This window comes from Paenibacillus campi (assembly GCF_034659835.1).
In the GTDB taxonomy this organism is placed as follows: domain Bacteria; phylum Bacillota; class Bacilli; order Paenibacillales; family Paenibacillaceae; genus Saccharibacillus; species Saccharibacillus campi.
Window position 1 is genome coordinate 207,422 of the sequence record NZ_JAXSQZ010000008.1, and the last position, 13,655, is coordinate 221,076.

Here is a 13,655-nt window from a genome sequence, read left to right on the forward strand (position 1 = left end):
ATAGCCTTAGCATATCGCTGCTCTGTAATATCAAACTGCCTACTTAACGCGGTCAGCCTGCTAGTGCCTGCAAGCATATCGACTTATTGCCCGCTCCCATCACTATCTGGCACCCGATTGCTCACCTGTTCCGCATCGGACGCTCCATCTTCCGGATCAGCTTGTGGATGTACATCGGCATCTTCGTCGACCGCGTCTTCTTCATCCACAATCGTCTTGATAATCGGCTCGTCGAGTCGCTCCGGATGAATGACCGCAAGCTCCGCATCGCGCGGTAGTTCGGCTTCTAGCTCCTCATCCACAGGCTGGGCATCCTCGTCATCAAGCAGTGTATCCCGTGTTTTCCAGAACACATCGTCATAATGCTCGTTGTCTGCCATGTTGATCAGCTCCTTGCCTTTCGGGATTGTGGAGGGCAAATATGCCTCTCTACTGGAGCTTACCCGTCCTGTCTAGCGATCAAACAGCCGCTTTCGCTCCCTCGCCATATGCATAATGCACCGCTAACAGGGACAAATTGACTGGATTTGGCAGAGATTAGGAATTTAGTAGTGTTCCTCCAACAAGAGACACAGTATAATAGAAGTTGTGGGCTTTTAGTGCTGATTTCGTTTATACATACCTGAAATGACGATACTATGGTGCAACGGTCGCCAATAGAGAAAGCCGGCTGCTGGACAGCCTGGCTGATAATGAGGTGCTTCATGAAGATCATGCCCAAAGCTTTAGTTGTATTTCTGCTTATCGTTATCGTACTGCTACTGGCGTTATCGCTGTCCAACAATACGCGTGAAGATGAGCAATTTCAACGTATCGATTATTGGCAAGTACGCTGGCAAGCGCAAAATACGTTTACATCCAAACCGTGGAATGATGATCAAAACAGTTACTGGACATCGTCGCAGTTAATGAAAGACGGCAAGCCCGTCAATAGTTCTTCCGCCTGGATTCGTATCCCGTTGCCGGAATTGAACTGGAACACATCCGGCTTGCTCATCCGCGAATTGCAGGGCAAGCATGTGATCGTCTATTTGGACGACAACAAAATTTATGAATCCAGACGGGGCTATTCATACGAGCAAAACCAGCTTTTGTTGCCGTTAACGCGGGATGACTCATACAAATTGGTCTACATTTGGGTCGAGTCGGCGCGCGAGAAAATCGGGCTAACGAAAGGCATTTTGATCGGTGATTATCAACGTATGCTTACCGCTTACGTCAGCGCGGATTTGACCGATGTTGTGATCGGGTTTTCATTTGTGCTAGTGGCGCTAATTATGGCGTTTTGCTCATTTTTTCTGGAAGGACAGGCGCGAAGGATGTGGCTTAGTCTGTGCGTCGTCATTTTGGCGTTAGGCATTTTGGTCGTTACGTATTCGCCGTTTTTGTTTACGTTTTATCCGTATGGCGATCGGGTGTATACGTTGCTGTTTGATATTAGCCTGTTTGTGTTAGTGCCTGCATTTTATGAATTTTTTGAAAGTGTATTCGGTCAAGGTTATCGTGGGCTCATTCATCGTATGAAACGATTTCAATATGTATATTCGGCGCTCTGTCTGCTGGCGCTAATTGGCAATGCGCTAACCCATGATCGTTATTTTAAAATTTATTATGTGATGACTGTGCTCGTATTCGGTGTATTTATGCTAGTCGGGCTAATCATGTTTCTTACGATGGCGCTGCGGTTTGCGATGAACCAGAATCGGGCAGCACAGATTTTTGCGGCAGGTTTCTCGGTGTTTGCGTGTATTACCGGGTTTGAGCTAATCTGGTTTTATATTCAGGATGGCGATTATAAGCTCGTATTGTGGAAGTGGGGCGTTATCTTTTTCGTCATTGCGCTGATTGCGATTATGGGGCGTATATTCGCGGAAAATCGGCGTCAGGTAGTTGAATATTCGCGTCAATTGGAACTGTTCAACAATGAATTGCAGCGCTCGGAGAAGATGGACATGATTAGCGAGCTGGCGGCATCGGTCGCCCATGAAGTTCGCAATCCGCTCCAGGTGACGCGTGGATTTTTGCAATTAACACGTATGAATACCGATGAGAAAGGGCGCGAACATTTAAAAATGGCACTTGATGAGCTGGATCGTGCTTCCGATATTATTACCGACTTTCTTACGTTCGCCAAGCCGCAATTTGACCAGATCGTGCTGCTTGATTTAAAAGAGGAATTTTTGCATATCGAAAATATTATGCAGCCGCTCGCCAGTTTGCAAGGCGGTACGCTGGCGATCGATATTCCGGACGGTTTGCATATTCGCGGCAATTCGTCCAAGTTCAAACAAGCGTGCATCAATATGATCAAAAACAGTATCGAAGCGCTAAGTAAAGATGGACAGGTAACGATTCAAGCAGGGCAACAGGATCAGCAAGTGTGGATTCGGATTTGTGACAATGGCGCCGGGATGAGTGAGCAGGAGCTGGCACGACTCGGTGAGCCGTATTTTTCCAACAAAACAAAAGGCACCGGGCTTGGTCTGATGGTCACATTCCGCATTATTGAAGCGATGGGTGGTCACTTGGAATTTCATAGCAAAAAAGGGGAAGGAACCGAAGCCGTTCTTACTTTTCCGTCAGTCGAGCCTGTGTAAAACAGGTGGCTGATGGCGAGTAAGAGCGTTTTTTTTATGTAAAATGATCTCAAATGCTCAAAATATAGCAGAATATTACAAGGGAATAGCAGAATCGTGTAATAACATACATTAAGAAAACGCTTACAATAAAAGGGTAAACCATCGTGTTGTCCCGGCAGTGTATTTGCCGGTCAAGCGAACGAAGCACAAAGGAGGAATGTTCATTGGATACAGCCAAGTCGATCCCTGCCGTCCGTGCCAAGCGCTCGAAGCGCACGCAGTTTAAAAACAGTCGCATGCTCCTGCTAATGTGCTTGCCGGCAATTTTGTTTTTCTGTGTGTTTGCGTACTTGCCTATGCCCGGATTGTATCTTGCTTTCGTTAAGTACAACTATACCGACGGCATTTTTAGCAGCCCGTTTGTCGGTTGGGACAATTTCAAGTTTCTGGTCATGACAGGTGATTTGTGGAGATTGACCTTTAACACGATCGCCTACAATGCAGCTTTCATTCTGATCGGGAATGTCGCCCAGATTGCGGTCGCAATCCTGCTCAATGAAATCCGTAAAAAATGGTTCAAAAAGGTGACGCAGACACTTATGTTTTTGCCGTATTTTATCTCGGCGGTATTGGTCGGACTGCTCGCTTACAACATTTTGAGCTATGATTACGGTCTGCTGAATCATGTGCTGGCATCGCTCGGACTGAACCCGGTCAAAGCGTACTCTGAACCGAGCCTGTGGCCATTCATTATCGTGATTACGTATTTATGGCAAACGACAGGTTATGGCTCGATCGTATATTTTGCCGCCATTATGGGTCTGGATACTGAAATTGTGGAAGCGGCAGAGATCGATGGTGCCAATGCGTTCCAGCGTATTATCCATATCGTCATTCCGTGGCTCAAGCCAACGTTTATCATTTTATTGTTGTTCTCACTCGGCGGTATCCTCAAAGGGAACTTCGGTCTATTTTATAACTTGGTTGGTGCGAATAACACGGCATTGTACGCCAGTACCGACATTATCGAAACATATGTATTCCGCTCGCTGATGACGAATTTTAACTTTTCGATGGGCAGTGCGGTCAGCTTGTATCAGTCCGTATTCGGCTTTGTCGTCGTGCTCACTGCCAACTGGATTATTAAAAAAGTATCGCCTGAAAACTCATTATTTTAGGAGGTGACCGGTATGGACATGAATGCCAAAGGCAATGTGATCGGAGGCAACACGCCGCGTCCGGCACGTATCCGCTCTGATGCCAGCGAAGTGATTGTACGTTGGGTCGGTTATATCGTCATCGGTGTATTTGCGATTTGCTGTCTGTTGCCGTTTTTGCTCATTCTCGGCACATCGTTTACGAGCGAATCGTCGGTGAAAAAATACGGTTTTACGATTTGGCCGCATGAATTCAGTACATTTGCGTATCAGATTGTATTTGAAAATCCAAAGCTGATTATCGGCTCCTATCTGGTGACGATTGGGTTAACGGTTGTCGGTACGATGATCGGTCTATTTATCGTGGCGATGACCGGGTATGCATTGCAACGTCCGGACTTTACGTATCGCAACAAAATTTCGTTTTTTATCTATTTTACGACGCTGTTTTCCGGTGGTCTGGTGCCGTTTTACTTGCTGATTACACAATATTTGGAGCTGAAAGACAATTATTTGGCGGTATTGCTGCCAGGTTTGTTGAGCCCGTTCCTCATTATTATGATGAAAAGCTTTGTCCGTTCGATTCCACATGCGATTACCGAATCCGCGAAAATTGACGGAGCAGGCGACTTTACGATTTTTATGCGGCTTATTTTGCCGATGTCGACGCCTGCACTGGCGACGATTGGGCTGTTCATTGCGCTCGGTTATTGGAATGAGTGGTACAATGCAATGCTGTTCCTATCGCCGGATATGGATTATCGTCCGCTTCAACTATTCCTGTACAATGTCGTCACCAGCGCCGACTTTATTCGTAACTCGGCGGCATCGTCCAATGTATCGATGAGCGATGTACCGCTGGAAACGATGAAGATGGCGACGGCAGTTGTAGCAACCGGGCCGGTCATTTTGTTTTATCCGTTCGTACAGCGTTATTTTATTAAGGGAATTACGGTCGGTGCCGTTAAGGGCTGAACGCTTCCGTCGTCTGGTGAAAAAGGAACTTTTTATCTGATGACCTATATAAAACAGAACCAAACATCGCACGCTAGGTATGCATCGTGCATATCGCTGCTTTCGCATTCCAGCCAACAACTCAGGGGGGTTAATGTATGTGGAAATACCGTAAGCTGATTGCCGCATTGCTCGTCAGCATCCTCGTCTTCTCGCTCGCAGCATGTGGAGGCAAAGGGTCGAATAACGCCGCCGGAGACGACAAATCCCAGTTTGTCACGGTCACCTTTGTCGCACTTGGTGATAAGCCGAAAAATGGACAGTTTGATAAAGTGATGGAAAAAGTCAATGCGATTATGAAGCAAAAAATCAATGCCAACGTACAGTGGAAATGGGTCGAATGGGCAGATTGGCAAACGAAATACAATCTGCTGCTCGCTTCCGGCGAACCGGTTGATCTGGTGACGATTGGCACCGACTGGCTCGACACATGGGGCAATGCACAACGGGGTGCATTTATGCCACTGGACGATTTGCTGCCTAAATATGCGCCGGAAACGTGGAAATCGATTCCGCAAGAAGACTGGGCGCAAAGCAAATATAACGGTAAAATTGTACTGATCCCTGAAAACGATTACACACAATGGATTAACCACGGTTTCTTCTATCGTGGCGACTGGGCAAAACAAGCTGGCATTACCGAACCGATCAAAGATTGGGAGACGATCGGCAAATATTTGCAATGGATCAAAGACAACAAACCGGATGTGATTCCGTGGGATGTACAGGCAAGCGATAGCATTTTTGGCGGCTGGGTACAATCCCATACGCAAAATTTGGAGCTGCCGATCTCGACTGGTTATTTGCCGGTGTTTGCCGGTAAATCGTATGATGAGCGTTATACTGTCGTTAGCCCTGTATTTGACGATACATTCCTTGATTTTGCCAAAACGATGAAACAATGGGCAGATAATGGCTACTGGCGCGAAGACGTACTGAACAACAAAAACGATACCCGCGCTGCTCTACAAGCCGGTCAAACCGGTATGGATCAACATCATACGCAAACATTTTCCGGTCTGCGTGTGCAAATGGACAAAAAGCAACCTGGCTCTGAATTGCAAATGTTCCCATTCTCCCGTCAAAGCGGCAATTTGCTAGAAATGCCGATTACACACGGCGGTGTAGCGCTAGGCGCACATAGCAAAAATCCAGAGCGCGCACTGATGGCATATGATCTGATGCGCAATGACAAAGAAATTTACCAGTTGATTAACTATGGTCTGGAAGGCACACAATATGTAATCAAAGACGGCAAACGTACATTGCCAGACGGTTATGATGAAACGAGAGACGGCTTCTACTCTGACTTCTGGGCAGGTCGAATGGACAAATTCGAAATTCCAAGCGATACGACATGGGATAAAATCGGCACACTGTACAGCGAGTACGACAAAATCAAAAAGCCGTATCCTTACGGACAATTTGTATTCGACAATACGAATGTTCAATCCGAGCTAACCGCCATTTCGCAAGTTACCGCCGAGATGGGTCCAGCGATCACTTACGGTAAAGCAGGCGATCCTACGCAAGCTGTACAACAATTCCGCGACAAGCTGAAGCTGGCAGGTTATGACAAAGTAATGGCAGAGCTGCAACGCCAATTGGATGCGTACAAAACACAAATGGACAGCAGCAGCAAAAAGTAAGCATTACGGTAAGTTATGCTGCATGTAGTTAGGTCATAAAGCGTATCATGTAAGCACAGAAGATGGAGCACACTGGAAAAGTGTCATCACACAAACCGCTGCTCATGATCAAATGCCCTGTAATCTACAATGCAAAAGCTTTCCCAATAACGACAAACAGACTTCTGGACGCACTTTGGTGCTAAGACAGAAGTCTGTTTATCGTTATTGATCGTTGTTCCGATCGATCCAGTCGATCTAGCTATCCAGTACTGGGCAACAAACAAAAGCCCTGAGCGGGCTGACAAGTCAACGGACGAAACTAACCCGATCAAATGAGACCCATCCATATAGCTACACAAGCATGAACGCTGTCTCATCAAGCGGGCGCTATCCCACGGTTTGCCGTCCTGCTCAAGGCTTTTTCACAAGATATATTGGCTTATTGCCGTAGAGCGCTCATACCGTGGCGACCGATTTGTTATACGTACAGTCATCGGACGGATTGAGGCTACTGCGGTAGAGGGAGGGACTAATGCCAAAATGGCGGGTAAATTTGCACGTAAAATACGTCTGCGAGTTAAAGCCAACTTCATACGCAATCTCGCCCACATAACGGCAAGTGGAAGCGAGTAAAAATTGGGCACGTTCCAGTCTTAGCCGAATGAGCGTATCCATAATCGTTTCACCGGTATGCGTTTTGTACAGATGCGACAGGCGTGAAGGGGACAGACAGACGAGCTGGGCAAGCTGCTCGATCCGAATATCGTCCGCATAATGTTCCTGCAAATACTGCAACACTTCTTCGATGCGCGAATCCGCCTGATTAGGCGCGACAGGTTGTTCATGTACCGTCAACAACAGCCACAATTCGCTTAGCAAATGAAACGATAATTGCCGATAGCCTGGGTGCTCATTATGTTCGCCATATTCCATCAATCGCTGTAACATATACTCAATTTGCTGGCATAACTTATCGTTTCGAAGCTGAAGCGGCTGCTGCGAATCCGTTGTTTGCAGCTTGTTTAGCCAGCCAGACCATTGCGAATAGGCGGTAAACTGGCAGCAAATGCCACTTGCTGCTGTAACGACCGTATGCAGCAGCTCAAGCTGTAATTTGCCTGGGGCAATAAGGTATATGCATCCGCCGTGAGCGGATGCAGAAGACGAAACGGCTTCAACAGCGGGTGCCACATATAACAGTGTCCATTTGTTACGATCCAGCTGGGGATCATGCCTAAGGGAAAACGTCGGCAGATTGTAATATTCCAGCATAAATTCGGTACTCATCCATGTAAGCCTCCTTAAGTACATATACCGGACATTCATCCAAACGAGCTGCACACAATAATGTAAGCGTTTTAATAAATAGAATAATCAAACTGTTAACATTACACAAGGGAGAAAAGACGCACTTGCATATAAAAAAAGCGCAATCCGCCGTGTAGACGAATTGCACTTTTTGACTCAATTAGGATCGATTGAGCGGTCGCCTGGATCGGCTCGTATATCGGATCATGATGAAGGGACAGGATGGATGCCGGTTACCAGGAAGCCTCTGTTTTCAGACGAGAATAGGCGGCAACATCAGAAGGCTTAGGAGGAATAACGAGATACAATTCCTCCGGTGTTTCTTCGACGGTTGTCAATTTGACATGCTCAGGGAATGAAATGCCCATTAGTTCCTGTAAAGCCTGCTTCGGATTGCTTTTCAGCAACTCCATAAATCGTGGGTCTTCCCATGCTTTCTGAATCACCTGTGTATGAAAAACGGCTTGGCTAGACATACCCATCATCCCTTTCTCAAAATGGTTATATTTACCTATCACTATAACACGGCATGATTGTAAAATCCATAATTTTTGTAAGATTTTTCATATTTTTTTCAGTTTGGAAAACGAGCATAGTACCAAAGGCTTCCCTGCTCAAGCAATAGTTGACGATGTTGATCGACTTGTTCTGACATGCGTGTTAGCTGACGAACCAAATAAGCATGAAATTGGGACAAATACGGACTGTGTGCAGCGGTATCGGCAGCGATGTAACTATCGGCGGCAATAGCGGCATAGCGATGCAATATACGATGATCATAAATCGCTTGTTGCACCTGCGCTGCGGTCAGGTGATCATCGCTAGCGCCAGCACGATCGTTAGTTTGAGATTGCGGCAAGCTACATTCGGCACGAATCAACGAGAGCAGACAATTGTAGCTGCCGGATGCCAAATCGTCCTGCCAATCGGTAGCATCATCATTCATTTGCAGTACGAGCAATACACGTTCCAACTGTTCCAGCACCGTCGGTAGCTGTGCAAGCAAATTCGCTTCCAGCAGCAAAATGATGACAGACAGCTTGATCGGGCTCGCTTTACCAGCTATGCGCTGCCGGGCATGGAGGAAATAATCGGATTCAGCTTCATCGTACACGGCAGACGCCCATTCCGCGCTCACACTGTAATAATATGCCCATAGCCGCTCATGATGCTGAGCGCTAGTCGCCGCAGACATTGCCTGCACAAATTCACTGTGAAAAAGCTGACTTAGCGGTATGAGTGCACGTCGCTCCTGCACGGAATGATGCTCATGCTGCTGCATCCCGTCCATCAGATCATCCTGAATGAAAAAGTGCAGCATGCCCATCACATTGCCGAGCGCAGTTTGACGTGCCGTGTCTAATAAAGCGTCCGAATTCGATGTTTTCAGCTGTGCAGATAGCATCTTTTCGATCCAAAATGGCAGCAAATAACAAATGTAATTTTTGACGCTGCCCTGTGTGCGAATGTCGAATGCTGCCAGGTAACGAAGTCCTAGCTCATGTAGCGGAGCTGGAAAAGAACGAACCCGTTGTTCAGCTTGCGCAAACACTCGTTCCAGCTGTGGTCTGAAATCTTCGAGCCAATTCACACCATCACCTCCGAAAGGTCTGAAACTACTTTCATTATAGCGAATTACCTTCATATTGCCATTAAAATTCTGTTGTTTTTTACCATCATTGTCTATATTTTTCGAACTGCGGTCGGATAAGATGATCGCGAATCGGTATCATATCATACATATCACGCAGAACGAAAAAAGGCATATATAGAAAAATGGACATCGTACTTTAGTAATAGTTGTTTTGCTAGCCTATAGCTTATGATGCATATAGTTTATAAAAATATAAGCTATCCCCACACTTAAAATGAACATTTAAAAACGAGCCATGATCGCCTATCACCAAAAAATTTTACCAAATGTGATACAAATAAACAGTCATGCCCGTCTTTCTTATAGCTGCAGCGGAAAGGAGCATCCATTCGATGAACATACCGGAACCGGAACAGTTCAAACAGATTTTTTATGAACATCATCCCAGCGTAAAACGCAAGCTATATGCAATGGTTCGTGACGAAGCAGCGGCTGACGATTTGGCGCAGGAGGTTTTCCTCCGCCTCTATCGCAATCCGCCGGATGATCTGCACGCGATCGGTGCGTGGCTGCATCGTGTGCTGACACGAATCGCTTATGACTATATGGATAAAAAGGCGCGTGAACGCCGTTTGCAGGACAAGCAGGAGCAATATTATGACCTTCATGCCTCGGTAACACCAAACGGAGAAGATACGATAATCAAACAGCAGGAGCAGGCTGAAGTGCATCAACTGCTAGATCAGCTACCCGAGCGGGACAGGCAGGCGCTGTTAATGAAATATTCAGGCTACAGCTATTCCGAAATCGCTGAGCAATTGCAGCTACGTCCACCAGTTGTAGGTACATTGTTGCACCGGGCAACTAACAAATTACGCAAAAAGATGCTGAACTCAACCTAATCCATGTCCGACTGGCAGACGTGGAAGTTACAGCATTTCCAAGTTAGCTGGACGGATGCTGAACAGATGGTGGCATAACGAAAAAGGAGGGTTCTGTGGTGAAAAACGATCATACGCATAATGCGCATAACGATGAGCGGCAAGACGAACGACAGCAACAAGCAGCTGATCTGGAACGGCAAGCTACCGATCTGGCATGGAGCCGGATGCAAAAGCTGCTAATGAACGAAGCTCCCCATCCGGACTGGGCGAAATGGGATGCCGAAGCACAATCGCTGCGCCAGCATCATCCAGAAGCGGCATTTACATCCGATAACGACCGGAATACACAGCAGTCGTTTGAACAACCAATTGATCCGGTCGCATCAATCGCCGAGCGTTCCGCTATACCGACTGCATTATCCAATACGAACGATACAAACCGTGATCTACAGACGAAAGGAATGAATACGATGACTCCATCACCGATGAATGATAACGCAACCGAACAAGCTTCCGAGCAGCAAACGATCCGCCGTAAAGCTTCCAATACGAAACGACGCAAATGGGCAACAGGCATCGCTGCATGTGTAGTAGCAGGCACAGTGTTAGCAACACCGTTTGGCAATCAAGCGCTCGCCTCCTTGCTGAATCAATTCCGTATGCAAGACTTAGCTACCGTAGACAGACAAGGTTTAAACGATATGGAAAATAGGTATGACCAAAATGGTATCAATGACGAAACGATCAATCGTTTTGGCACATTTTCCTCAGAGGGGGGCAAACTCGAAGGCAGTTATACAGCCGAGAAAGCAACCAAACTGCTTGGCTATACTTTCCTCCCGGCAGTCAAAATGGCAGCAGGCGAAAAGGCGATTATTTTCCCTTCGTATATCGAACACTTCCGTCTAAATACCGATGCAGTCAATGAAGCGATCAAACGTCTCGGCGGTACGACATTGATGCCAGAGGAAGCGAATCAAAAGATGATCACATTGACGATGCCGGAAACGATCAACTATTCATTGATCAATGATGATGAAAAATGGGCGCAGCTATCTCAGCAACGTATGCCACAACTTACGTTGGACCCGTCGATGAATGCGGAAAAAGTATTTGCAGCGCTACGTGATTTGCCATTATTGCCGGACGATGTGCGTGCGATTTTGCAAAAAGATCAACTGCTCAAAGGTCAGCTCGCCCTCCCGATCATCTCTGACCAACCGATTGAGCGGATCGATGTGAATGGGATGTCCGTTCTGCTGGAGCAGCGAACATATAAAGAACATTCCCATAGCACCTATACCGCCTACTGGACTGTAGGGGATGAGATGTATCAATTGGATGGCAATAACGAGGCATTCCCCGACAAAGCGGCTGTCATTGCCAAAATTAAGGAACTGATGAACATATGACCGTAGCAGCGATCGATATTCGTGATCTGACCAAACAATACGGCAATGGTCGCGGATGCCGGAATGTGAATATTACTATTGGACAAGGGGAAGCCTTCGGCTTCCTCGGTCCGAATGGTGCCGGCAAAAGCACGCTTGTCAAAATGCTCGTCGGCTTGATTTCGCCTACATCGGGTGCTGCCTTTTTGTTCGGAGACAAAGTGGGCACGGTAGCAGCGAAGCGTCATATCGGCTATTTGCCGGAATTGTATCGTTATCAGGAATGGTTAACCGGTGCAGAGGTAGTACAGCTGCATGCCCATCTGTGCGGAATGAACGCTGCCGAGTCGAAGCAGCGTATTCCGATGTTGCTGGAACGTGTCGGCATCGGCAATCGCGGTAAAGAACGGGTCAAACATTATTCCAAAGGTATGCAGCAACGGCTTGGTCTTGCCTGTGCGCTCGTTGCCGATCCGCCGATTCTGTTTCTCGATGAGCCTTCGTCTGCGCTTGATCCAGTCGGACGGATGGATGTACGCCAACTGTTGCAGGAGCTAAAGCAGGACGGCAAAACGATCTTTCTTAACTCGCATTTACTGGAAGAAGTCGAAACGATCTGTGACCGAATCGCCCTGCTGAACAACGGGCAAATTTTGCGTCATGGTGCAGTGCATGAAGTGCTGCACACGAAAACGCGTTGGCGGTTCAAGCTGGGCGGTTATACAGCGGAAATTTTGCCGTGGCTGACCGAGACGAGCGGCATTATGCTGCGTCCGGTGACTGATGGCGCTGCCGCAGACAATAGCAACAGCGGGGAAACATGGCTAGAAGCGGAGATCGATAATGAGCACCAAGTCGGTCTGCTGACAACGATGATCGTCAATCAAGGCATGACATTATACGGTGTTCATCCTGTACGCGAGCGGCTGGAACAATGGTTTATGGAAGCTGTAGCAGGTCTCAGCCATCGGGGGGAGAACGAATGAACATTGTTATCGGGATGACATGGAAGGAACTGACACGTAAAAAAGTATTATTGCTCACGTTGATTTTAACGATTCTGTTTTTGATCGTATTTTGGTTTATCGCTAATACGATCACCGCGCGTAGCGGGAACACGCTGGAAGATTTCACAATTGTTCAGCGTTTTATGAACGCTTCATTACTGCTGTCGATCGGATTTTTCTTTGGCAATTTTATTCTTGCCTTTCTTGTGATCTTTAGCTCATTTTCCGCCATATCCGGTGAAGCGGAAGTGGGCATTATGCAAGCTGCATTAACACGTCCACTTAAGCGCTGGCAATGGTATATCGGGCGTTGGTTCGGATATGTACTGTTCGGCTGGACGTATGCATTAGTGTTATACTTATCGATCATTGGCGTAACGGCAATGCATGCGACGATACCAGGCGATCTGCTGACGAATGTGCAGTCATTTGCGTTATTTGCCTTAAGCGTACCGATTCTCGTCACCGTCAGCCTACTCGGTTCCACCGCGTTTTCGGCAATCGGCAACGGTGTATTGATGACGATGTTATACGGTGCAGGCTGGCTTGGCGGCATGGTGGAAAAAGTAACTGGCACGCTGCAATTAAAGCCGGATGTACAGCAAACGATGAACAATATTACCGGTATTATCTCGCTCATCATGCCGGTCGACGCCATTCAGCGCAAATCGCTGTCCACGATGCTCGGTATGGAACAATTGGCAGGCATGTTGCCTGGCGGACGATTAGGGTTAACCGATATTGGACTCGGACAAATCCCCTCAGCCAGCTTTATCGTCTACGCATTGGTGTATATGCTAGTTCTACTGTATTGGGGGATTCACCGTTTTCAACGTAAAGACCTGTAAACGGCGTATGGTGTATCGATCTGGATCATATAAGCTAGACGTGCATCTCAAATGAAACCACATGCATCCAGTAAACATCATCCTCCAACTATTGCCTACTCAAGACGATCTACATCTAACAAATGAGCCGCAACGAAAACACTGTAGTCTGTACTAACGAGACCGGACAGTGTTTTTTTGCGTTTCACGACCTTGCCTTGACAGCTTTACATGCTAACTAGTAGCTTGTCTCAAATCTATCC

12 protein-coding genes are annotated in these 13,655 nt (G+C 47.0%); 8 read left to right on the forward strand and 4 right to left on the reverse strand.

The annotated features are described in order from the left end of the window. Positions 1–83: 83 nt before the first annotated feature. Positions 84–380: a hypothetical protein gene (locus U1I11_RS18005; protein WP_322907514.1), complete on the reverse strand. Its 297-nt coding sequence runs from the start codon at positions 378–380 to the stop codon at positions 84–86. Between the two features lie 333 nt (positions 381–713). Between U1I11_RS18005 and U1I11_RS18010 the strand changes: the two genes are divergently transcribed. The 4 genes from U1I11_RS18010 (at position 714) to U1I11_RS18025 (ending at position 6,399) form a co-directional block, all read left to right on the forward strand. Next, on the forward strand, positions 714–2,597 hold the full coding sequence (locus U1I11_RS18010; RefSeq protein WP_322907515.1) for an ATP-binding protein: 1,884 nt from the start codon (positions 714–716) through the stop codon (positions 2,595–2,597). 278 nt (positions 2,598–2,875) lie between these two features. Beyond that, positions 2,876–3,757, forward strand: coding sequence for an ABC transporter permease (locus U1I11_RS18015; RefSeq protein ID WP_416235494.1), 882 nt, complete (start codon positions 2,876–2,878; stop codon positions 3,755–3,757). Positions 3,758–3,775: 18 nt separating this feature from the next. Next, complete coding sequence (locus U1I11_RS18020) at positions 3,776–4,711, forward strand: carbohydrate ABC transporter permease (protein ID WP_322907540.1); 936 nt, start codon at positions 3,776–3,778, stop codon at positions 4,709–4,711. Between the two features lie 137 nt (positions 4,712–4,848). Then, positions 4,849–6,399 (forward strand): ABC transporter substrate-binding protein, encoded by a 1,551-nt coding sequence (locus U1I11_RS18025; RefSeq protein WP_322907517.1) that lies wholly within the window; start codon positions 4,849–4,851, stop codon positions 6,397–6,399. Positions 6,400–6,837: 438 nt separating this feature from the next. Here the strand turns inward: U1I11_RS18025 and U1I11_RS18030 are convergent, their stop codons facing one another. From U1I11_RS18030 to U1I11_RS18040, 3 genes are all read right to left on the reverse strand, one after another. Further along, positions 6,838–7,668 (reverse strand): AraC family transcriptional regulator, encoded by an 831-nt coding sequence (locus U1I11_RS18030; protein WP_322907518.1) that lies wholly within the window; start codon positions 7,666–7,668, stop codon positions 6,838–6,840. 254 nt (positions 7,669–7,922) lie between these two features. Then, positions 7,923–8,165 (reverse strand): NHLP leader peptide family RiPP precursor, encoded by a 243-nt coding sequence (locus U1I11_RS18035; RefSeq protein WP_322907519.1) that lies wholly within the window; start codon positions 8,163–8,165, stop codon positions 7,923–7,925. Positions 8,166–8,263: 98 nt separating this feature from the next. Further along, complete coding sequence (locus U1I11_RS18040; protein ID WP_322907520.1) at positions 8,264–9,280, reverse strand: hypothetical protein; 1,017 nt, start codon at positions 9,278–9,280, stop codon at positions 8,264–8,266. A gap of 395 nt (positions 9,281–9,675) precedes the next feature. On the opposite strand from U1I11_RS18040, the gene U1I11_RS18045 reads away from it, so the two are divergent. The 4 genes from U1I11_RS18045 to U1I11_RS18060 all read left to right on the forward strand — a co-directional run bounded on the left by U1I11_RS18045 (position 9,676) and on the right by U1I11_RS18060 (position 13,413). After that, positions 9,676–10,185: a sigma-70 family RNA polymerase sigma factor gene (locus tag U1I11_RS18045; RefSeq protein ID WP_322907521.1), complete on the forward strand. Its 510-nt coding sequence runs from the start codon at positions 9,676–9,678 to the stop codon at positions 10,183–10,185. Positions 10,186–10,283: 98 nt separating this feature from the next. Continuing rightward, entirely contained in the window at positions 10,284–11,579 is a 1,296-nt protein-coding gene (locus U1I11_RS18050; RefSeq protein WP_322907522.1) for a hypothetical protein, read from the forward strand. Further along, positions 11,576–12,544 carry an ABC transporter ATP-binding protein gene (locus tag U1I11_RS18055; RefSeq protein WP_322907523.1) on the forward strand — a complete coding sequence of 323 codons (969 nt, stop codon included), beginning with the start codon at positions 11,576–11,578 and terminating at the stop codon, positions 12,542–12,544. The genes U1I11_RS18050 and U1I11_RS18055 overlap by 4 nt, the downstream gene beginning before the upstream one ends. Then, complete coding sequence (locus tag U1I11_RS18060; protein ID WP_322907524.1) at positions 12,541–13,413, forward strand: ABC transporter permease subunit; 873 nt, start codon at positions 12,541–12,543, stop codon at positions 13,411–13,413. Before U1I11_RS18055 ends, U1I11_RS18060 begins: the two co-directional genes overlap by 4 nt. Positions 13,414–13,655 lie beyond the last annotated feature (242 nt).